The sequence below is a fragment of the Streptomyces liangshanensis genome (assembly GCF_011694815.1).
Taxonomy (GTDB): Bacteria; Actinomycetota; Actinomycetes; order Streptomycetales; family Streptomycetaceae; genus Streptomyces; species Streptomyces liangshanensis.
In genome coordinates this window covers 5,519,584-5,539,433 of the sequence record NZ_CP050177.1, presented here as the reverse complement: position 1 = coordinate 5,539,433, position 19,850 = coordinate 5,519,584, and the positions used below count along the sequence as shown (strand labels likewise).

Genomic DNA, 19,850 nt, shown 5'->3' with positions numbered 1-19,850 from the left:
GCCACCCGGACGCGGGCACGCCCCGCACGATCCAGTCAGGGAGACCCATGCCACCGCCGAAGCCGCCACGCCGCCTGCCACGTCTGCCGCGCTTGCTGCGTCTGCCCCGCCTGCCCCGCACCCGGCGGGGTCAACGGCGGGCCGTGCAAGGCGTGGTGGTGGGGTGTGTGCTCGCGCTGGCACCCGCGACCTGGATGCACCTGGCCGCCGACAGCCGGATCCGTACGGTCGCGGACGTCCCGGCGCACGACGTCGCCGTCGTGTTCGGCGCCGGGTTGTGGGACGGCCGGCCGACGCCGTACCTGGCGCACCGTCTCGACGCGGCGGCCGAGTTGTACCGCACGGGCAAGGTACGGGTCGTGCTGGTCACGGGCGACAACAGCCGCGTGGAGTACGACGAGCCGGACGCGATGCGCACGTACCTGACCGGGCACGGCGTGCCGGACGGGCACATCGTCAGTGACTACGCCGGGTTCGACACCTGGGACTCCTGCGCGCGGGCCAAGAAGATATTCGGGGTCGACCGGGCGGTGCTGGTCACGCAGGGCTTCCATGTCCGGCGGGCGGTGGCGCTCTGCGATTCCGCCGGGATCGACTCGTACGGGGTCGGGGTCGACGAGCGACACGACGTGACCTGGTACTACGGCGGGGTACGGGAGGTCTTCGCGGCCGGCAAGGCGGCGGTGGACGCCGCTCTGCGGCCGGACCCCCACTTCCTCGGGCCGAGGGAGACGGGCGTGACCAAGGCCCTGGGGTCCGGGGCGGGTTCGGGAGCGGCGTCCGGATCCGGGTCGGGGTCGGCGCGGTAGAGGTCCGCGTCCCGGGTCCGCTCAGGCCGGCTTGCGCCACACGGAGATGTGCTTGCCGGAATCCTCGGTGAAAGGGGACCCGTCCCAGTCCGCCACACGGCGCTCCCGTTCGAGCCCCGCGATCCGGGCCATCAGGTCCAGCTCCGCCGGCCAGGCGTACCGGTGGCGGGACTCGGCGCGGCGGTAGTGGCCGGCGCCGCCGTTGTCCTCACCGTCGCCGTCGCCCTCGCGGGAGAAGTGGTGGGAGACGAGGAGCTGTTCGACCAGGTCGAAGGTGTCGAAGCCGAGGTGGCGTTCGGAGACGTCGAAGGGCACCGCGACCTGGCCGGGCGGCAGGAAGCGCAGCGGCGGTACACCCAGCTCGATGACAAACCGGCCGCCGGGCTCCAGGTGGCGGGCGGCGTTGCGGAAGCACTCGACCTGTTCGTCCTGCGTGAGCAGGTTCGAGATGGTGTTGTAGACGAGGTAGACCAGGGTGAATCCGCCGGGGACGACGGTCGTGGCCATGTCCCCGATGGTCACCGGCAGCGTGTCCTCGTCGACCTTGCGCCGCAGGACCGCCGCCATGTGCTCGGACAGTTCGATGCCCACGACCGGCACACCGCGTTCCCGGAGCGGGACACCCACCCGCCCGGTCCCGATGGCGAACTCCAGGGCCCGGCCGTCCCCGGCCAGTCCGGCCAGGAAGTCGACGGTCGGTCCGAGAACGGCGGGCGAGGACGTCTCGGTCTCCCCGGCGTCGTAACGTTCGGCGGTCTCGCGGCTCCACAGGTCACTACTCGTCACGGGCCATCACTCTGCCGCCTGCCGAGGGGCACTGTCGACAGGATTAACGGCCGCCGGTGACGTGGGCGATCCAGTCGCCGCCCGCGATCGGACGGCCCGCCGCCCTCAGTTCGCGGGCCACCCGCGGCGCGGCGAAGTACACCCACGCCGTGACCGTGGTGCCGTCCGCGCGCCGCACGTCACGCGGCACCCGCTCGTACAGGTTGCGGGGGTCGCCGGGTGCCCGGTACTCCTCCAACTCGTCCAGGACGGAGAGCAGTTCGCGGTACGCCTCCCCCGGGGCCGAAACCGGCCCCGACCCCGGACCCGGCAGCGCCGAGACGATCTCGCCGACGATCGCCCCGCCCGGCGTCTCGATCGCGTACGGGTAGCCGGGGCCGTCGTAGAGCGCCGCGCCCTCCAGGCGGGCCGGCTCCTCCCGGGTGGTGCGGCCGCGCAGGAAGAGGGCGTGGTTGTCCTCACCCGGCCGCAGGGTGCCGTACACGAAGAAGGGCAGCTCTCCGCCCCGGTGGTGGTCGGGCAGGGACACGCGGACGGCTCCTTCGGGGCGGCGGCGGGGCCCGCGGGGACGGGACCGTCACCCTCCCCACCGGCAGTTCTACCGCATCCGCCGGCCCCCGGGCCTCCGGACAGGAGTGCCCGCGTGGTCCCTCAGCTCCCGTACGGGCGGGCGGACTTGGCGTCCCGCAGGGCCAGGCCCCACCACGCGAGCTGGTCGAGCATCGCGGTGGCGGCGTTCTCGGCGGCGGACGGATCCCTGTGCCTGCCCTCGTCGTCGAAGTGGGTGCCCGCGTGGTGGAAGGAGACCGTGTCCCGGACGGTCACCGCGTGCATCTCCGCGAAGACCTGGCGCAGTTGCTCGACGGCCCGCAGACCGCCGGAGATTCCCCCGTACGAGACGAACCCGACGGGCTTGGCCTGCCACTCGCCGTAGTGCCAGTCGATCAGGGACTTGAGGGCGGCGGGGAAGGAGTGGTTGTACTCGGGGGTGATCACCACGAACGCGTCGGCCTCCGCCAACCGGGGGCTGACCTTGGCCAGTTGGGCCTGCGCCGCGGGTCCGGGGCGGAAGGACAGCGCGGACGGCAGCTCCACGTCGGCGAGGTCGACCAGGTCGGCGGAGAAGCCGGCGTGCCGGTCGGTCCGGCTCAGGAACCAGTCGGCGACGACGGGGCCGAAGCGCCCCTCGCGGGTGCTGCCGAGGATGACGGCGAGCTTCAGAGGGGCGACGGCGGGTTCGGGCGCGGCGCCTGATTCGGGGGCGGAGGTGGATTCGAGGGCGGAGGTGGATTCGAGGGCGGAGGTGGATTCGAGGGCGGAGGTGGATTCCGGGGCGGCGGGCTGTGCCGTGTTGAGGTCCATGAGAAGGAGCCTTGTCCCTGAACCTTGGTTGAGGTCAAGCGGGACGTGCGGGACACGCGGCGTCCTACCGTGGACGCATGACGTTCTCCGCGGCACATCCGCTCATCGAGATCGACGGCCGGCCCGCCACCGAGGAGGGGCTGCGCTTCCGCGCGTTGGACCACTACGGGCACTTCACCGCCATGCAGGTCAGGGACGGCCGGGTGCGCGGCCTCGCGCTCCACCTGGCCCGGCTGGACTCCGCCACGCGGGAGATGTTCGGCGCGGGTCTGGACGGGGAGCGGGTACGGGCCCTGCTCCGCCACGCGCTCGACGGCGTACGGGACGCCTCGGCCAGGGTCCACGTCCAGTGGCCCGAGGCGGCGGCGGACGCGACGATCATGGTGACCGTGCGGCCGCCCGCCGACCCGGTCGAGGCGCGGCCCGTGGCCCTGATGTCCGTCCCGTACCGGCGGACCGCCCCGCACCTCAAGCGCATCGGGGACTTCGGCCAGGTCCACCACGGCCGCCTCGCGGTCCGCGCGGGCTACGACAGCGCGCTCCTCACCGGGGACGGCGGGGTGGTGGCGGAGGGCGCCGTCGCCAACATCTGCTTCTGGGACGGCACGTCACTCGTCTGGCCGGACGCGCCGGTGCTGGTCGGCATCACCATGGCCGTACTGGAGTCCCGGCTGCCCGCCGCCGGACTGCCGTCGGTACGGCGGGAGGTGACCCTCGCGCACCTCCCCGGCTTCCGGGCGGCCTTCGTCACCAACTCCCGCGGCATCGCGCCGGTCTCCCGGATCGACGCGACGGAGTTCCCGGGCGAACCGGGACTGCTCAAGACGGTGACGGAGGTGTACGAGGCGGTGGAGGGGGACCTCCTCTGAGCGCCCCGCGTCACGACGTGCGCAGCCAGATCCTCAGCGGCCCCAGCGCGTCGAAGCCGATGCCGAGCGCGGGCGTGAGGTCGTCGCCCTGTTCGTACCCGACGAGCGCCAGGCCCGGGTGGTAGTCGGCGGCGGCGGTCACCGCCGAGGACCAGACGTCGGCGACCGCGGCGCCCTCGACGGCGAAGAGGTTGGAGACGCCGACCACCCCCGCCGTCTCGTTCAGGACCACACCCCCGGCGAGGTCGTCCCCGTCCCGGAAGGCCAGCACCAGCACGGTCGGGTCGTCCAGCAGGACGGGCCGGAACACGTCGGGGGTGTCCTCGCCGCCCGCCCACGCGGTCTGCCACTCGGCGAGCCGGTCGCCGGTCAGGACACGTTCGGCGGGCAGTCCCGGCCACTCGGGCACGGGCCGGTCGGCCGGACGGTGGATCCAGCGCGCGTCCACGATCGTGGTGAAGCCGTCCGGGGCCAGGTCCAGCGTGGCGAAGCTGTCCTTGACCGAGCACCCGGGCGCCCCCGTGTCCACCGACGGGAGGAAGTCGTCGGGGAGCGCGTCGGGGCGCAGCGTCACGGCGTCCGGGTAGTACGGCGGCGTCCTGCGCGGGCTCCACCACGCCCTCTCGCCGAAGGTCCCGGAGATCCCGTGGGACCGGGAGACGGACGCGCACCAGTCGGCGTTGTTCCGGGCGGCGGTGGCGCTGGGCGAGGTCATGTCGGATGCGTTCATCGAACTCAGGGTGTCAGCCCGGGGGACGCGCCGCACGCGAGTAAGGGGCGTGGCGTCACCCGTTCGGCGCGGGCGGGCCGCCGGGGCGGCGAGGAGGCGGGGGCTCCCGTATGACCTGCGACAACGCCCCTCCGGGCGCGAGGGTGACGGTCCGTGTACGGCGAATCTGATCGGCCATCAGCAGGCGTGCGGGCCGGGCTGCGCCTTACCTCGGAGGAGAAGGCCCCACCAGGCCGTCCCACCAGACCGCCCCGCCAGATCGTCCGCCCCGCTCCGGAGGCCCGTCATGCGCACCACCGCCCGCCTGCTCACCGGCACCGCGCTGGCGGCCGCCGCGACCGTACTGACGGCGGGAGGAGCGGCGGCCGCCTTCGCGAGCGGTACGGCCCAGTCCGCGCCGGCCGCGCCCTGCGCGGCCCCGGACACGCGGGACGCCGGTACGGCAGCGTCAGGGATCGCCGAACCCCTCGGTACGTTGGGCACCCCCGTGGCGTGCGAGAACGGCACCACAACCACCGGCGACACCCTCGCCGACCTCGACCGGCCCGACCAGGACGCGCAAGCCCCCGGGAGCACGCCGGCCGACCCGAGTGCCCTCGGCGACCCGAGCGCCCTGGGAGACCTGGGCACGCCGGGCGTCGGCCCGGGCGGCGACGACCCGTACGGCAAGGACGCGTACGGCAAGGAGCCCGGCGGCCACGACCCGGGCCGGGACGACCCCGGCCGCCACGACCCGGACGGCGGGAAGCCGGGCTGGGGCCACGGGCGCGACGGGCAGGGCCGGGAGGGCCACGACCCGGACGGCCGGACGCCCCGGGGCCATGTGAACACCGGGGTCGGCGGCAGCATCGCCCCCGACACCACCCAGATCGCGGTGGGCGCGGCCGTTCTGGCCGCGGCCGCCGTCGGCGGGGTCACGCTCCTGCGCCGCCGGGCGAGCGGCGCGCAGGGCGGCTGACGGGGCCGGTCTCCACCGCCCCGTACCCCCGTCCTCGTCCCCGCCCCCGTCACGCTCATCGCTGACGGGGGCGGGGGCCCTTCCTCCGGAGGCCCCGCCATGAGCACGCAGGTCAAGGGCCAGGCCTGGCTGCTGGTGATCGCCGCCTTCGCCGGGGTCTGGCTCATCAGGACCGGCTCCGAACCGGTCACCCCGCCCGCGCCGCCGCCCTCCGAGGCCTTCGCGGCCGGCCCGGGCCCGTACCAGAAGTCCCCGCGGACCGAAGGGAACCGGCGGGAGCCGAACCGGAGTTCGCCCGGCCCGCAACGGACCGCGCCGCCCCTCGCCCCCTCCGCCCCCGTACGGCTGCGCGTCCCCGCGATCGGCGTCGACACCCCGCTGACCGACCTGGGCCTGAGGGCGGACGGCAGCCTGGAGGTGCCGCCGGCCTCGAACGCGAACCTCGCCGGGTGGTACCGCGAAGGCCCTCCCCCCGGCGCCCGGGGCACCGCGATCGTCGCCGGTCATGTCGACAACGCGCGCGGACCCGCCGTCTTCTACGCCCTGGGCTCGCTGAGGAAGGGCCACCGGATCGAGGTGACCCGGCGCGACGGCCGTACGGCGGTGTTCACGGTCGACGCCGTCGAGGTCCACCGGAACGAGGACTTCCCCGACCGCAAGGTGTACGGAGCGGCCGCCGGGGCCGAGCTGCGGCTGATCACCTGCGGCGGCGGCTACACGGAGGGAACGGGCTACCGGGGCAACGTCGTGGCGTACGCCCACCTGACCGGCACCCGCTGACCTTGCCCGCGAGCCACTCACCCCGCCCCCGGCCCGCTCACCCCGTCCACTGGTCGAACGCCAGCTTCGCCACCAGCGAGAACACCACCACCAGCAGCACCCCCCGCACGAACTCGCTGCCCTTCCTGAGCGCCATCCGCGCCCCGAACATCCCGCCCGCCAGGTTGAACACCGCCATCAGCCCGGCCAGTTGCCACATCACCGTGCCCTGGTACGCGAACATCGCGAGCGCCCCGGCGTTGGTGCAGACGTTCACGATCTTCGCCGTGGCGGACGCGGTCACCAGGTCCAGGTGGAGGACGGCGGTCAGGGCCAGCACCAGGAACGTTCCCGTACCGGGCCCGAAGAGCCCGTCGTAGAAGCCGATCCCGCCGCCGACCAGGACGATCGCGGTGACGGTGCGGCGCCGGGTGACCGGCCCCCCGCCCTCCGCGCGGCCGAACGCGGGCCGCAGCATCACGAAGGCCGCCACCCCCAGCAGCACCACCATGATCACGGGCCGCAGCACGTCACTGCTGATCCCGGCCGCGAAGAACGCCCCCGTCATCGAGCCGACCAGCGCCGCGCCCCCGATCCTGACGGCGGTCCGCACGTCGACCGGGGCCTTCCTGAGGTACGTCACGGCCGCCCCCGACGTGCCGACGATCGCGACGGCCTTGTTGGTGCCGAGGATGTGCGCGGCCGGGACGTGCGGCAGCCCGAGCAGCATGGCGGGCAGGAGCAGCAGCCCGCCCCCGCCCACCACCGCGTCGATCCAGCCCGCCCCGGCGGCGGCGAGGCAGAGCAGGAGCAGCGTGGTCATCGATATGTCGGGCACGCCCGCGACCTTACGACGCAGGTGGGAGCCCTTTCCCCGGCGGGTCGGGCGAGACCCTCCCCCGCCCCGCCGGGAAAGGCCCCGCCCCGCCGGGAAGGGCCCTGCCCAACCGGGGCCCGCCCGCTACCGCAGCATCCAGCGGTCGGCCTGGCGCGCGGCCGCGCGGATGTTGCGGCTCGCCCCGCGCGGCAGGCGCCGCAGCACCCCGCGGACGCCGTGGCGGAAGCGGTGGTCGGCGGCGGTACGGAGCAGGAGGCGGCGGGTGGTGCCGATCCGGCTCGCGCCGCTGACGTCGAGCCGGAGTTGGCCGCCCGGCCCGCCCCAGGCGGGGAGGACGAGGCGCGGGGGCGCGCCGACGGCGACGGTGCCGAGCAGGATGCGGGAGCGGCCCGGGGCCGGGGTCAGCCGGGGGCGGCGGCCGACGCCGAGCAGTTGGGCGCTGACCCAGACCTGGTGGGTGCCGGGGGTCATGGGCGCGCCGCCCGCGAGGGTCAGCGGGTCGACGACCGTCTCGCCGGCGACCACGACCCGGTGGCGGCCTCCGCCGAGGGGTTCCAGGGTCGGCGCCAACTCCCCTTCGGGGTACCACCATTGGTTGTTGGCGGTGTCGTGGACGATGAGTTCGCCGTACGCGTACGAGAAGGGGTCGGGGACCTCCCAGTCCTCCGCTCCCCCGATGCCGTCAAGGAGTTCGGGGTCGAGCAGCGTCCGGCCGCCGCGCTCCACGACGGTCAGCGGTTCGCCGTCGGCCCGGACCATGCCGACGCGGGTCCTGATCACCAGCTTGCCGTTGCGCCAGCGCATGTCGTCCACCTCGACCCGCGCCTTGATCTTCTCGGTGCGGCGGGCGAGTTCGACCAGGGAGTCCAGCCGGTCCTGGACCAGCAGCTCCGCCCGCAGCCGGCTGATCGCCGGGAGGCCGTCGCGCACCCCGGGCGGATAGCTGGTCATCGCCATCCGGCGGACGGTGGTGTAGTACTCCTCCAGGTCCTTGCCGGTGCGGCGCAGGACGCGGGGTTCGCTCACCGGCCGCAGCAGTTCCACCCGGAACGAGCGGCGGAGCAGGCGGTCCTGGAGGTCGCCCGGGGGCGTGCCCTCCTTGATCGCCTCCACGACCTTGTCGAGGTGGCCGTAGTAGTCGTCGGCGGTGATCCGGCGGCTGCTGTTGTTCCCGCCGTCCTCCCGCCTGTTCCACTGGTAGCAGGGGTAACTGCCGAGTATCGAGACGGTCTTGGCCCGCACGTAGGTGCGCGCCATGAACAACTGGTCCTCCAGCCTGACCCGCCCCTCCGGGAAGCGGATCCCGTGCTCGCGCAGGAACTCCCTGCGGAACATCTTGTGCGGGGTCAGGCTCTCGAAGAGCGGCGCGTCGGCGGCGGTGCACCGGTCGACCGTCCGCTTGAACACGTTGCTGGGTCCCTGCATCGTCCCGTGGATCTTGCCCAGCACGATGTCGGAGTGGTTGCGTTCCGCCAGGGCGTAGAGCCGTTCCAGCGCCTCGTACGACAACTCGTCGTCCTGGTCGACGAACTGGACGTACTTCCCCCTGGCGCGGTCGATCCCCTCGTTGCGCGGCTTGCCCGGCCAGCCGGAGTTCTCCTGCCGGTGGACCCGGACGTGCGCGTGCGCGGCGGCCAGCCGTTGGAGGCGTTCGGCCGAGTCGTCGGTCGATCCGTCGTCGACGTACAGGACCTCGTACGCGTCCGCCCCGAGGCTCTGGTTGACGAGCGAGGGCGCGCAACGCTCGATGTACGCACCGGCGTTGTAGATCGGCACCACGACGCTTACCTTGATCAAGATTCCCCCCACAGGACATGATTCGTTTCCCTCCCAGACACTTGTAGTTGGCAAGAAGTTGTACGGCCCCGGCCTCCCGCCGCGCGGCCCGGCTCCCCGGCCGGGCCGGCCGCACGCGACAGCTCCAGCTCAACTCCCGTTCAGCACACGGCCATTCGGGTCTCCTAAGCTCCACCGTCGTGCGACCCCGCGTCGCCGGCCGGTGGTGTGGGGCGGTCACGACCCCCATGGAGCGACCAGTGGAACGTCGCAGTTTCCTGCGCGGAGCCGTCATCGGCACGTCGGCCGCCGCCCTCGGCGGCACCTTGTGGCGCGGCGCGGCCCTCGCCGCCCCCGCCCAGCCGGGCGCCGGGCCCTACGGGGCCCTCGGCGCGGCGGACGCCAACAACATCCGGCTGCCCGCCGGGTTCACCAGCCGGGTGATCGCGCGGTCCGGCCAGAAGGTGGCCGGTACGGCGTACACCTGGCACAACGCGCCCGACGGCGGCGCCTGCTACGCGGACGGCACGGGCTGGATCTACGTGTCGAACTCGGAGATCGACCCGTCGGGCGGCGCGGGCGCGGTCCGCTTCTCCTCGGCCGGGGCGATCACCGGCGCGTACCGGATCCTCTCCGGGACGCACCAGAACTGCGCGGGCGGCAAGACCCCGTGGAACACCTGGCTCTCCTGCGAGGAGGTGGACCGCGGCTACGTGTACGAGACCGACCCGTGGGGCGTGAACGCGGCGGTGCGGCGGGACGCGATGGGCCGGTTCAAGCACGAGGCCGCCGCGGCCGACCCCGTACGGCGGACGATCTACCTCACCGAGGACACCACCGACGGCTGCTTCTACCGCTTCACCCCGACCACCTGGGGTGACCTGTCCGCGGGTCGCCTGGAGGTGCTCGTGGCGGGTACGGCCACCAGCGGGCCGGTCACCTGGCGGACGGTGCCCGACCCGAGCGGCGCCACCGCCACCCGTAACCAGGTGTCGGGCGCCAAGCGGTTCAACGGCGGCGAGGGCTGCTACTACGCGAACGACACGTGCTGGTTCACCACCAAGGGCGACAACCGCGTCTGGCAGTACAACGCGGCCGCCTCGACCCTCGAACTCGCCTACGACGACTCGCTGGTGTCCGGTACGGCGCCGCTCACCGGGGTCGACAACGTGACCGGGTCGGCCTCCGGGGACCTGTTCGTGGCGGAGGACGGCGGGAACCTGGAGATCTGCGTGATCACGCCGGACGACGTCGTCGCGCCGTTCCTGCGGGTCGGCGGGCAGTCCGCGTCGGAGATCACCGGGCCCGCCTTCTCCCCCGACGGCCGGCGGCTGTACTTCTCCAGCCAGCGGGGCACGAGCGGGAGTTCGTCGGGCGGCATCACCTACGAGGTGACGGGCCCGTTCCGGGCGTAGTACGCGTCCGCCGAGGCGCCGCCCGCCAGGAGGGCGGCGCCGAGCGGGGTCAGGGTGTGCAGCACGGAGCTGCCGTGCCGCAGGGTGACGACGAGGCCCGCTTCCCGCAGGACCGAGGCGTGCTGGCTCGCGGAGGCGAGGGACACGGCGGTCCTGCGGGCCAGTTCGCTGGTCGTGCAGCCGTGCTCGATGGCTTCCAGGACGGCGGACCGGGTGTGGCCGACGAGCCGGCCGAGCGAGAGACGGGCGCCGGGCCGTTCGTGCGGCACCGGTACGTCGGAGTGCGTGACGGGGTAGACGAGGACGGGCGGCAGCGCCGGGTCGTGGAGGACCACCGGCGTACTGCGGCAGAAGAACGACGGTTGGAGTACTAACCCCCGCCCGTCCAGATGCAGTTCGCGCTCGACCGGGTAGTCCGCCTCCAGAACAGGGGCGCGCCAGCGCAGCATCGGCGGGAGCGAGGCGAGCAGTTCGTCCGTGCCCCCGTCGAGCAGGGCCCGGCCGCGCAGCGCGCGGTCGGCGTCGGCCCTCGCCCTGATGTGCGGCCAGTACGGCTCGACGGCGGCCCGGTGGTAGGCGCGCAGCACCTCCACGAGCCGGGCCAGCGGGGCCGGTTCACCCTCGGCGAGGTCGGCGATCCCGGTGGGGGCCTTGCGGGCCGGGCGGGCCTTGCGCGCGCCCCGGCCCGCGGCGAGCAGGGCCAGTTCGGCGCGGATGCGCTCGGGGGTGGTGGCGCGCAGGGCCTCCAGGCCCGCGTCGAGGCCGTCCCGCCCCTCGGCCGGGGTCAGGAAATCGGGGAAATAGCCGCGCTGGGGGACCAGTGCGGAGAGCAGGCGTGTTTCGCCATTCAACCGGGCGCGGGTTTCCGTGCGCCATTCTCCGAAGACGAGCGGGCCGCGCCGATCCCGTATTCGATGAAAGCTGAGAATCGTTTCCCACAGGGGGTCGGGTCCCGCGGCCATCCGGACCCCTCCTAGATCCTTCCCCGTGAAATGAATACGCAGCACTCAAATCCCACCCGTTCACCGCTGGTTGCATCCGCAATTATCCCCACCACCGAGTATGCACGCCATCACAGGCGGTCACCACGGAGTTTCAGCCACAGTTGAAACCTATCGCGGAGGTGTGGTCCCAGGCGAAAAGCTATACCTCGTCGGGCATGAAACCTGAACGAGCGTAAAGCGCAGTGAAGGCCGTGGGGGGCTTTCTGCGCTCGGCGGCGGTCGTTCGCGGTTGCGGCTCCATGTCCGGCCCGGGTAATGGGGCGCGGTCCGTGGGTGGGGATCCGCGGGTCGCGCCCCGCCCGCTGTTCTATTTCCATGGTTCCTCAATAATTCACCGCGCCGGCGGAGAAACATGACGCGACCATGACGAGGAAGTGCGGGCATGACGAAGGGGCGGGCGTCTCCCGCACGGGACGCCCGCCCCTTCTCTGTGCCCCGGAACCGCCCCCCGGGTCGGCGAGGGTCGGGTGAACCGAAGGACGGTTCCGGTGTCCTGGGGTGGTGTGTACGCGCGGCCGTCGCCGGTCCGCGCGGCCGTTACCGGGAGTCGCTCCCGGCCGACGAGGCCGCCGCGCGGCCCGCTTCGAGGCGGGCCACGGGGATACGGAACGGCGAGCAGGACACGTAGTCCAGGCCCACTTCGTGGAAGAAGTGCACCGACTCCGGGTCGCCGCCGTGCTCGCCGCAGACGCCCAGCTTGAGACCGGGACGCGTGGCGCGGCCGGCCTCGCACGCGCTGCGGACGAGCGCGCCGACGCCGTCCCGGTCGATCGTCTCGAACGGGGACACCCCGAAGATGCCCTTCTCCAGGTACGCCGTGAAGAAGCTCGCCTCGACGTCGTCGCGGGAGAATCCCCAGACCGTCTGGGTGAGGTCGTTCGTACCGAACGAGAAGAACTCGGCCGCCTCGGCGATCTGACCCGCCGTGAGCGCGGCGCGCGGCAGCTCGATCATCGTGCCCAGCGCCAGCGGCAGTCCGACCCCGGTGGCCCGCTCGACCTCGGCGATGACCAGCAGCGCCTCGTCCCGGACGATCTCCAGCTCCTGGACCGTCCCGACCAGCGGGATCATGATCTCGGCGCGCGGGTCGCCCTTGGCGAGGGTCCGCGCGGCCGCCGCCTCCGCGATGGCCCGTACCTGCATGGCGAACAGACCGGGGATGACCAGCCCGAGCCGTACCCCGCGCAGTCCGAGCATCGGGTTCTGCTCGTGGAGCTTGTGGACGGCCTGGAGGAGCCGCAGGTCGTTCTCGTTGTGGTCCTGCCGCGCCTCGGCGAGCGCGACCCGTACCGACAACTCCGTGATGTCGGGGAGGAATTCGTGCAGCGGCGGGTCCAGCAGCCTTACGGTGACGGGCAGTCCGTCCATCGCCTCGAACAGCTCCACGAAGTCCTTCTTCTGGAGCGGCAGCAACGCCCCCAGCGCCTGGTCCCGTTCCTCGTCGGTGTCCGCCAGGATGAGCTTCTCGACCATCGTCCTGCGCTCGCCGAGGAACATGTGCTCCGTCCGGCACAGGCCGATGCCCTGGGCGCCGAAGCGGCGGGCGCGCAGGGCGTCCTCCGCGTTGTCGGCGTTGGCGCGCACCCGCAGCCGGCGGCGCCGGTCCGCGTACGCCATCATCCGGTGGACGGCCTCGACCAGTTCGCCGGCCTCCTCGGCGCCCGCGTGCATGCGGCCCTCGAAGTACTCGACCACCGGCGACGGGACGACGGGCACCTCGCCCCGGTAGACCTTGCCGGTCGAGCCGTCGATGGAGACGACGTCCCCTTCCTCGATGACCAGCGAACCGGCCGTCATCCGGCGGCGTTTGGTGTCGACCTCCAGCTCCTCGGCCCCGCACACGCAGGTCTTGCCCATGCCCCGGGCCACCACCGCGGCGTGCGAGGTCTTGCCGCCCCGCGAGGTCAGGATGCCCTCGGCGGCGATCATGCCCTCCAGGTCGTCGGGGTTGGTCTCCCGGCGGATCAGGATGACCTTCTCGCCCGAGCGGGACCACTTGATCGCGGTGTACGAGTCGAAGACGGCCTTGCCGACGGCCGCGCCGGGCGAGGCGGCGATCCCGCGCCCCAGCAGCTCGCCCTTCGAGTCCTCCGCGAAGCGCGGGAACATCAGCTGCGCCAACTGGGCGCCGTTGACCCGCTGGAGCGCCTCGGACTCGTCGATCAGCCCCTGGTCCACGAGCTGCGTGGCGATCCGGAAGGCGGCGCCCGCCGTGCGCTTGCCGACGCGGGTCTGGAGCATCCACAACTGCCCGCGCTCGATGGTGAACTCGATGTCGCACAGGTCCCGGTAGTGCGTCTCCAGGGTCTCCATGATCGCCATCAGCCGGTCGTACGACGTCTTGTCGACGGCCTCCAGCTCGGCGAGGGGCACGGTGTTGCGGATGCCCGCGACGACGTCCTCGCCCTGCGCGTTCTGGAGGTAGTCGCCGTACACGCCCTGGTGCCCGCTGGCCGGGTCCCGCGTGAAGGCCACGCCCGTGCCCGAGTCGGGGCCGAGGTTGCCGAAGACCATCGAGCAGACGGTGACGGCTGTGCCGAGGTCGCCGGGGATGCGCTCCTGGCGGCGGTAGAGCTTGGCGCGGTCGGTGTTCCAGGAGTCGAACACCGAGCGGATCGCGAGGTCCAGCTGCTCCCGGGGGTCCTGCGGGAAGTCGCGCCCGGTCTCGTCGGAGACGATCCGCTTGAACCGCTCGACGAGCTTCTCGAGGTCCCCGGCGTCCAGATCCACGTCCGTGGCGGCCTGCTCGGCGTGCTTGACCTCGTCGAGCGCCTCCTCGAAGAGGTGCCCGTCGACGCCGAGGACGGTCGCGCCGAACATCTGGATCAGCCGGCGGTACGAGTCCCACGCGAAGCGTTCGTCCCCCGACTGCTCGGCGAGCCCGGCGACCGAGTGGTCGGAGAGCCCGACGTTGAGGACGGTGTCCATCATGCCGGGCATCGAGAACTTGGCGCCGGAGCGTACGGACACGAGCAGCGGGTCGTCGGACTGCCCGAGCCGCTTGCCCATCCGCCGCTCCAGGGCGTCGAGATGGGCGCTCACCTCGTCGCGCAGGGCGGCCGGTTCCGTACCGCTGTCGAGGTAGACGTTGCACGCCCTGGTGGTGATGGTGAAGCCCGGGGGGACGGGCAGCCCGAGGTTGGTCATCTCGGCGAGGTTGGCACCCTTGCCGCCGAGGAGGCCCTTCATGTCCTTGTTGCCCTCGGTGAAGTCGTAGACGTACTTCTCCGCGCGCTCGCCCTGCTCGGGGTGATCTTCGTTTTCCGACACGGGTCTCGACTCCTCGACGACGCGGTGGCTGCCTTGACGTGGAGGGAACATACCCAGATCGAAGGTGCGGGGGTACGTCCACCTGAGCGTCGTACGGCTTTAACCACCCGTCCGCCAGCAGATCGAAAGCGCGCGGCGGAAGACGCCCCCGCTCGCGCTCCTTCACACTCCGAAACGGGCATGACCCGCCCATGACCCTTTCCGCTCATGCGAGCAGGTAGGGCGTCGTTTGAGTTGAGGAAGTGAAGGCGAAAGGGGTGGCACGGGGTGCCACCCCTTTGGGAAGTACAGCCACACGCGGCGACCATGATCCCGCTCCTCTGAGCGCGAGCCGCATCAAACGTGGCAAGAATCACTCCGCCGCGGGTCTCCCCCGAGGGTCTGCGGGAGGGCCCGTAGGAGCGTCGGTACGAGGGCCGGCGGGAAGGTCCGTGCGCGGGTCGGCGAGCGGGCCGTTCACGCAGGCGCGCAGCACCGCCAGGTCCACGTCCTCCAGGCTCTCGGCGAAGTACCGCCCCTCCGCCGGGGGCACCGGCAGCAGCGACGGCACCACCAGCACCGCGCACCCGGCCGCCTGCGCCGAGGCGCTGCCGTCGGGCGAGTCCTCCACCGCCACGCACACCCCGGGCGCCACACCGAGGCGGTCGGCCGCCTCGCGGTACGGGTCGGGGTGCGGCTTGGTCCGTACGGTGTCGTCGGCCGAGAGCGTGAAGGCGAAGCACACGTCGGCGAGCGCCCCCGCGACCACGGAGTCCACGACGGCCCGCGGCGACGCGCTCACCAGGGCGAACGGCACCCCGGCGCGCTCCAGCCCGGCCAGCAGCCGCTGGGCGCCGGGGCGCAGCGGGGCGCCCTCCTCGACGCGCCGGAAGAACGACCCGGCCAGCTCGTCCGCGACGCGCCCGGCGTCACCGGTGCCCGCCACCCGGACGAGATGGGCGGCGGTGTCCTGGACGGCCCGCCCCACGACCTCGGGCGCGTCGGCGTCGCCGAGCCGGTGGCCGAGTCCCGCCGCGACCTCGGCGGCCGTCTCCCACCAGAGCACCTCGGTGTCGACGAGGGTGCCGTCCATGTCGAACAGCACGGCGGCGGGGAGGGAGGCGGGCGCCGACGGCGCGGGGGGTGGTGGGACCGGGGCGCTCACGCGGCCTGCCCGGCAGCCGGGGTGGCCGCCACGACGAGGACCGGGCGGTCGGCGGGGCGCACGGACGCCCGTACCCCGGGGACCAGCTCGCCGGCGTCGCGCGAGGCCAGGTCGGCCTTCACCGTGCCGCCGCCGGGCAGGTCGAGCAGGACGCGGGTGACCGAGCCGAAGAAGGACGCGGAGACGACCGTGGCCGTGCCGTCCGGGTCCGCCGTCGCGGTGACGTTCTCCGGGCGGAGCAGGACCTCCACGTCCCGGCCGGCCGGGATCTCGCCGTCCACGGGCAGGACACTGCCGGCGACCTCGACCCGGCCGCCGTCGGTGAGCCGTCCGGGCAGCCGGTTCATGGTGCCGACGAACTCCGCGACGAACGCCGTCGCGGGCCGCTCGTACAGCTCGGAGGGTGCCGCGCACTGCTCCAGCTTCCCCGCGTTGAGCACGGCCACCCGGTCGGCCATGGACAGCGCCTCCTCCTGGTCGTGCGTCACGAAGATGGTGGTGATGCCCAGCGACAGCTGGAGCCGGCGGATCTCCTCGCGCAGCGAGAGCCGGACCTTGGCGTCGAGCGCCGACAGCGGCTCGTCGAGCAGCAGGACCCGCGGGCGCAGGGCCAGCGCGCGGGCGAGCGCCACGCGCTGCTGCTGGCCGCCGGACATCTGGTGCGGGAAGCGGGCGGCGTGCGTGGGCAGGCCGACCAGTTCGAGGAGTTCGTCGGCGCGCCGGTGGCGCTCGGCGGTCGACACCTTCCGTACCCGCAGGCCGAAGGCCACGTTGTCGCGGGCGTTGAGGTGCGGGAAGAGGCTGTACGACTGGAACACCATGCCCGCGTCGCGCCGGTTGGCCGGCACCTCGGTGATGTCCTTGCCGTCCACGAGCACCTCGCCCGCGTCCGGGTGCTCGAAGCCGGCGAGGACCCGCAGGGCGGTGGTCTTGCCGCAGCCGGACGGGCCGAGCAGCGCGAGCAGTTCGCCCGGCCTGGCCGTCAGGTCGAGCCCGTCGAGGGCGACGGTGGGGCCGAACTCCCGGCGCAGGCCGCGGAATTCGACCAGGGCTCCGGGAGCGGCCGGCTCCCCGGGCCGCTCTGCGGTCGCGGTGGACGTGGATGACATGGCTACTCCTTGGCGGCGGACGAGGCGGACGGGGTGGACGAGGCGGACGGCGCGCCGGCCGCGGAACCGGCGGTGGCCGCTCCGGCGCCGCCCCCGGTGCGGGCCCCCACGCGGGAGAGCACCAGCAGCAGGAGCCAGGTGATCAGCAGGCTGAGCAGGGACACCGCGACCGAAGTCTGCGCCTCGGAACCGGAGATGGAGACGATCCACACCGCGAAGGGCCGGAATCCGAGCAGCGCGGCGATGGTGTACTCGCCGAGCACCAGCGCCAGGGTGAGGAAGGAGGCGCTGGCGAGCGCGGAGCGCAGGTTGGGCAGGATGACACGCAGGACGGTGTACGGGACCCGGGCGCCGCAGTTGCGGGCGGCCTCCACGAGGGTCGTGACGTTGATGGCGCTCAGCCCCGCGTCCAGGGAGCGGTAGACGAACGGCAGCGCCAGCACGGTGTACGCGAAGACGAGCATCAGCGGGAACGACTCGTTCTGGACGGCGATGAACGTCTGGTAGAGCGGGGTGGTGGACAGGTGGTCCGGGCCCCAGCGCAGCACGGTCGTGATGCCGCTGACCAGCGCGATCGGCGGCACCACCAGGGGCAGCATGCAGACGACCTCGACGACGGACCGCAGCCGGGGCGCGCCGAGCCGTACCGCGATCAGGGCCGGCACGGTCAGCAGCAGGACGAGGGCGATGGTCGCGGCGGCCAGGCCCAGGGAGAGGAACAGGCTCTGGGTGAAGCCGTCGGCGGACAGGATGCCGGTGTACGCGTCGAACGAGACGCCCTGTCCGGGGGTGTGGACGGTGAAGACGAACGAGGCGAGCAGCGGGACGACGAAGTAGACGCCCGCGAGGCCGAGGACGACACCGCGCCAGACACGGCGGCGGGGGCGGCGGGCCCGTACCGTACGGCTCCCGTCCTTCGGGGTGCTGTCGTGCGGGGCGGCGCTCGCGGTGGGGGTCAGTGCAGCCATCGGGTGCTCCGTCGCTGGAGGGGCAGATAGACCGCCATGACCAGGCCGGCGATCACGATCATGTCGAGGCTCAGCGCGAGCGCCACGTTCTCCTGGCCGACCTGGACGTTGCCGGACAGCGCGTCCGCGATCTTGAGGGTGACGAGCGGTACGGAACCGCCGACCAGCGCGGCGGCGGTGGCGTACGCGGCGAAGGCGCTGCCGAAGAGCAGCACGAACCCGCCGAGCAGGGTGGGCGCGAGGACCGGCAGGCCGACGTGGCGCCAGAACTGCCCGTCGGTGGCGCCGGCGTTCTGCGCGGCCTCGCGCCACTGGGGGCGCAGCCCGTCCAGCGCGGGGACGCTGATCAGGACCATCAGCGGGACCAGGAAGTAGAGGTAGATCACGGACAGGCCGGTGAAGGAGTAGAGGTTCCAGCCGAGCGTGTCGAGGTGCACGAGCTGGGTGACCACACCGGAGATCCCGAGGGTGGCGACGAACGCGAAGGCGAGCGGGATGCCGCCGAAGTTGGCGAGCACGCCGGACGCGGTGAGGACGGACTCCCGGAGCGCTCCGCCGCGCGAGGTGACGACGGCCTGGGCGATGAGCATGCCGAGGACGGTGCCGACGAGGGCGGTGAGCGCGGACAGCTCCACGCTTCCCGTGAGCGAGTTGAGGTAGGCCCCGTGGAGGGTCGTGGTGATGTTCTCGCCGGTCAGCGAGGTGGCCCGGCCCGGCTCCTTGTGCGTGACGGCCCCGTACAGCAGGGCGCCGACGGGCAGTCCGAAGCAGAGTCCGGCGAACACGAGCAGCGGCAGCGTACCGAGCCAGGCGCGCGGCGCCCGCCGCCGACGGCGTGTGCCGTCGGCGGCGCCCGGTGCGGGCAGGGTCTGGGTGGACATCAGGAGACGGCCTTGTCCCAGTTCTTGGCGAGGACGGCCTTGACGCTGTCGAGGTCCGTGGACTTGGGGAAGGTCGGCGTGCCGGAGACCTGCGGGAGGTTGGCGACGAGGGACTTGTCGACGGTGCCGTCGGCGGTCATCGAGGGCAGCAGGACCGGGCGGGCGAAGCCCTTGAGCCAGAGGTTCTGGCCCTCGGCGCTGTACAGGTACTCCATCCACAGGCGGGCGGCGGCCGGGTGCGGCGCGTCCTTGTTGATGGCCTGGGAGTAGTACTGGGCGTAGACGCCGTCCGTCGGGACGGCGACCTTCCAGTCGAGGCCCTTGGACTTGAACTCGCCGGAGTAGCTGGCGTTCAGGTAGTCCCAGTCGATGGAGATGGGCGTCTCGCCCTTCTCGACCGTGGCCGGGGTGGACTCGACGGGGATGAAGTTGCCGCTCTTCTTCAGCTTGCCGAAGAAGTCGATGCCGGGCTGGATGTCCGTGAAGGAGCCACCGTTGGCGAGGGCGGCCGCGTAGACGCCGCCGAAGGCCGAGCCGGACTTGTTCGGGTTGCCGTTGAGGGCGACCTTGCCCTTGTACTCGGGCTTGAGGAGGTCCGCGAAGGTCGTGGGGCAGACCTTGATGCGCGAGGCGTCGCAGCCGATGGAGATGTAGCCGCCGTAGTCGTTGTACCAGCGGGCCTGGGCGTCCTTCTGGGAGGCCGGGATCTTGTCGTACGAGGCGACCTTGTACGGCGCGAAGAGGCCTTCCTCGGCGCCGCTCTGGTTGAACGGGACACCGAGGTCGACGACGTCGGGGGCGCGGTCCTGGCCCTTGCGGGACTTGATCGCGTTGATCTCGTCGGCGCTGGCGGCGTCCGGGGTCTCGTTCTTGATCGTGATCTTGTACTTGGCCTCGAAGGCCTTGATGATCTCGCCGTAGTTCGCCCAGTCCGGCGGGAGGGCGATCGCGTTGAGCGTCCCCTCCTTCTTGGCGGCGGCGACAAGGTCGTCCATGGTGCCGAAGTCGGCCACGGAGGTGGCGGCCGAGGCCTTGACGCCGCCGGCGGTCTTGGCGTCGGCGGTGTCGGACTTGGCACCACAGGCGGTGAGCGCGGTGAGCGCGGCGGTGCTGAGCGCCACGGCGGCTATCAGCCTGCCGTGGGGACGGACGCGGAGTCGGGTCACGCTGTG

The 19,850-nt window shown here is 72.7% G+C and carries 18 protein-coding genes; 5 read left to right on the top strand and 13 right to left on the bottom strand.

From position 1 onward, the window contains the following. The first annotated feature begins 47 nt into the window (after positions 1-47). Positions 48-809: a SanA/YdcF family protein gene (locus HA039_RS24050; RefSeq protein ID WP_167033306.1), complete on the top strand. Its 762-nt coding sequence runs from the start codon at positions 48-50 to the stop codon at positions 807-809. Positions 810-830: 21 nt separating this feature from the next. On the opposite strand, the gene HA039_RS24045 is transcribed toward HA039_RS24050, so the two are convergent. The 3 genes from HA039_RS24045 to HA039_RS24035 all read right to left on the bottom strand — a co-directional run bounded on the left by HA039_RS24045 (position 831) and on the right by HA039_RS24035 (position 2,957). Further along, the gene (locus HA039_RS24045; protein ID WP_167033304.1) at positions 831-1,595 is read right to left on the bottom strand and encodes a class I SAM-dependent DNA methyltransferase; all 765 of its coding nucleotides are present in this window, start codon (positions 1,593-1,595) and stop codon (positions 831-833) included. A 43-nt stretch (positions 1,596-1,638) separates the two neighbouring features. Continuing rightward, positions 1,639-2,124 (bottom strand): gamma-glutamylcyclotransferase family protein, encoded by a 486-nt coding sequence (locus HA039_RS24040; RefSeq protein WP_243869706.1) that lies wholly within the window; start codon positions 2,122-2,124, stop codon positions 1,639-1,641. 122 nt (positions 2,125-2,246) lie between these two features. Further along, complete coding sequence (locus HA039_RS24035; RefSeq protein WP_167033302.1) at positions 2,247-2,957, bottom strand: NADPH-dependent FMN reductase; 711 nt, start codon at positions 2,955-2,957, stop codon at positions 2,247-2,249. A 77-nt stretch (positions 2,958-3,034) separates the two neighbouring features. Between HA039_RS24035 and HA039_RS24030 the strand changes: the two genes are divergently transcribed. Next, positions 3,035-3,826 carry an aminotransferase class IV gene (locus tag HA039_RS24030; RefSeq protein ID WP_167033300.1) on the top strand — a complete coding sequence of 264 codons (792 nt, stop codon included), beginning with the start codon at positions 3,035-3,037 and terminating at the stop codon, positions 3,824-3,826. Between the two features lie 10 nt (positions 3,827-3,836). Here the strand turns inward: HA039_RS24030 and HA039_RS24025 are convergent, their stop codons facing one another. Next, the gene (locus tag HA039_RS24025) at positions 3,837-4,556 is read right to left on the bottom strand and encodes a hypothetical protein (protein WP_243869705.1); all 720 of its coding nucleotides are present in this window, start codon (positions 4,554-4,556) and stop codon (positions 3,837-3,839) included. A gap of 286 nt (positions 4,557-4,842) precedes the next feature. Between HA039_RS24025 and HA039_RS24020 the strand changes: the two genes are divergently transcribed. Then, positions 4,843-5,514, top strand: a complete 672-nt coding sequence (locus HA039_RS24020; RefSeq protein WP_167021952.1) for a hypothetical protein — start codon at positions 4,843-4,845, stop codon at positions 5,512-5,514. 99 nt (positions 5,515-5,613) lie between these two features. After that, positions 5,614-6,294, top strand: a complete 681-nt coding sequence (locus HA039_RS24015; protein ID WP_167033298.1) for a class F sortase — start codon at positions 5,614-5,616, stop codon at positions 6,292-6,294. A gap of 37 nt (positions 6,295-6,331) precedes the next feature. Here HA039_RS24015 and HA039_RS24010 read toward each other — a convergent pair whose 3' ends face one another. Then, a complete protein-coding gene (locus HA039_RS24010; protein ID WP_167033296.1) occupies positions 6,332-7,111 on the bottom strand; it encodes a sulfite exporter TauE/SafE family protein in 780 nt (259 codons plus the stop codon). Positions 7,112-7,234: 123 nt separating this feature from the next. Next, positions 7,235-8,887 carry a glycosyltransferase family A protein gene (locus tag HA039_RS24005; RefSeq protein ID WP_167037505.1) on the bottom strand — a complete coding sequence of 551 codons (1,653 nt, stop codon included), beginning with the start codon at positions 8,885-8,887 and terminating at the stop codon, positions 7,235-7,237. A gap of 260 nt (positions 8,888-9,147) precedes the next feature. Between HA039_RS24005 and HA039_RS24000 the strand changes: the two genes are divergently transcribed. After that, positions 9,148-10,302, top strand: a complete 1,155-nt coding sequence (locus tag HA039_RS24000; protein WP_167033294.1) for an alkaline phosphatase PhoX — start codon at positions 9,148-9,150, stop codon at positions 10,300-10,302. Here HA039_RS24000 and HA039_RS23995 read toward each other — a convergent pair. From HA039_RS23995 to HA039_RS23965, 7 genes are all read right to left on the bottom strand, one after another. Beyond that, positions 10,272-11,309 carry an ArsR/SmtB family transcription factor gene (locus tag HA039_RS23995; RefSeq protein ID WP_208298696.1) on the bottom strand — a complete coding sequence of 346 codons (1,038 nt, stop codon included), beginning with the start codon at positions 11,307-11,309 and terminating at the stop codon, positions 10,272-10,274. The two genes, HA039_RS24000 and HA039_RS23995, sit on opposite strands and share 31 nt — an antisense overlap. Positions 11,310-11,843: 534 nt before the next feature. Then, entirely contained in the window at positions 11,844-14,495 is a 2,652-nt protein-coding gene (ppdK, locus tag HA039_RS23990; protein WP_243870245.1) for a pyruvate, phosphate dikinase, read from the bottom strand. A gap of 433 nt (positions 14,496-14,928) precedes the next feature. Beyond that, positions 14,929-15,720 carry an HAD family hydrolase gene (locus tag HA039_RS23985; protein ID WP_279592861.1) on the bottom strand — a complete coding sequence of 264 codons (792 nt, stop codon included), beginning with the start codon at positions 15,718-15,720 and terminating at the stop codon, positions 14,929-14,931. Further along, positions 15,717-16,829, bottom strand: a complete 1,113-nt coding sequence (locus HA039_RS23980) for an ABC transporter ATP-binding protein (protein WP_167033290.1) — start codon at positions 16,827-16,829, stop codon at positions 15,717-15,719. The genes HA039_RS23985 and HA039_RS23980 overlap by 4 nt, the downstream gene beginning before the upstream one ends. Positions 16,830-16,831: 2 nt before the next feature. Further along, positions 16,832-17,797: an ABC transporter permease gene (locus HA039_RS23975; RefSeq protein WP_167033288.1), complete on the bottom strand. Its 966-nt coding sequence runs from the start codon at positions 17,795-17,797 to the stop codon at positions 16,832-16,834. Then, a complete protein-coding gene (locus HA039_RS23970; RefSeq protein ID WP_167033286.1) occupies positions 17,785-18,678 on the bottom strand; it encodes an ABC transporter permease in 894 nt (297 codons plus the stop codon). Before HA039_RS23970 ends, HA039_RS23975 begins: the two co-directional genes overlap by 13 nt. Further along, entirely contained in the window at positions 18,678-19,844 is a 1,167-nt protein-coding gene (locus HA039_RS23965) for an ABC transporter substrate-binding protein (RefSeq protein WP_243869701.1), read from the bottom strand. Before HA039_RS23965 ends, HA039_RS23970 begins: the two co-directional genes overlap by 1 nt. Positions 19,845-19,850 lie beyond the last annotated feature (6 nt).

What these genes read in the sequence shown, in the direction of transcription:
- HA039_RS24050 (WP_167033306.1), top strand. Translation starts at nt 48, where the DNA reads ATGCCACCGCCGAAGCCGCCACGCCGCCTGCCACGTCTGCCGCGCTTG.
- HA039_RS24035 (WP_167033302.1), bottom strand. Translation starts at nt 2,957, where the DNA reads ATGGACCTCAACACGGCACAGCCCGCCGCCCCGGAATCCACCTCCGCC.
- HA039_RS24030 (WP_167033300.1), top strand. Translation starts at nt 3,035, where the DNA reads ATGACGTTCTCCGCGGCACATCCGCTCATCGAGATCGACGGCCGGCCC.
- HA039_RS24025 (WP_243869705.1), bottom strand. Translation starts at nt 4,556, where the DNA reads ATGAACGCATCCGACATGACCTCGCCCAGCGCCACCGCCGCCCGGAAC.
- HA039_RS24020 (WP_167021952.1), top strand. Translation starts at nt 4,843, where the DNA reads ATGCGCACCACCGCCCGCCTGCTCACCGGCACCGCGCTGGCGGCCGCC.
- HA039_RS24015 (WP_167033298.1), top strand. Translation starts at nt 5,614, where the DNA reads ATGAGCACGCAGGTCAAGGGCCAGGCCTGGCTGCTGGTGATCGCCGCC.
- ppdK (WP_243870245.1), bottom strand. Translation starts at nt 14,495, where the DNA reads ATGAAGGGCCTCCTCGGCGGCAAGGGTGCCAACCTCGCCGAGATGACC.
- HA039_RS23980 (WP_167033290.1), bottom strand. Translation starts at nt 16,829, where the DNA reads ATGTCATCCACGTCCACCGCGACCGCAGAGCGGCCCGGGGAGCCGGCC.
- HA039_RS23975 (WP_167033288.1), bottom strand. Translation starts at nt 17,797, where the DNA reads ATGGCTGCACTGACCCCCACCGCGAGCGCCGCCCCGCACGACAGCACC.
- HA039_RS23970 (WP_167033286.1), bottom strand. Translation starts at nt 18,678, where the DNA reads ATGTCCACCCAGACCCTGCCCGCACCGGGCGCCGCCGACGGCACACGC.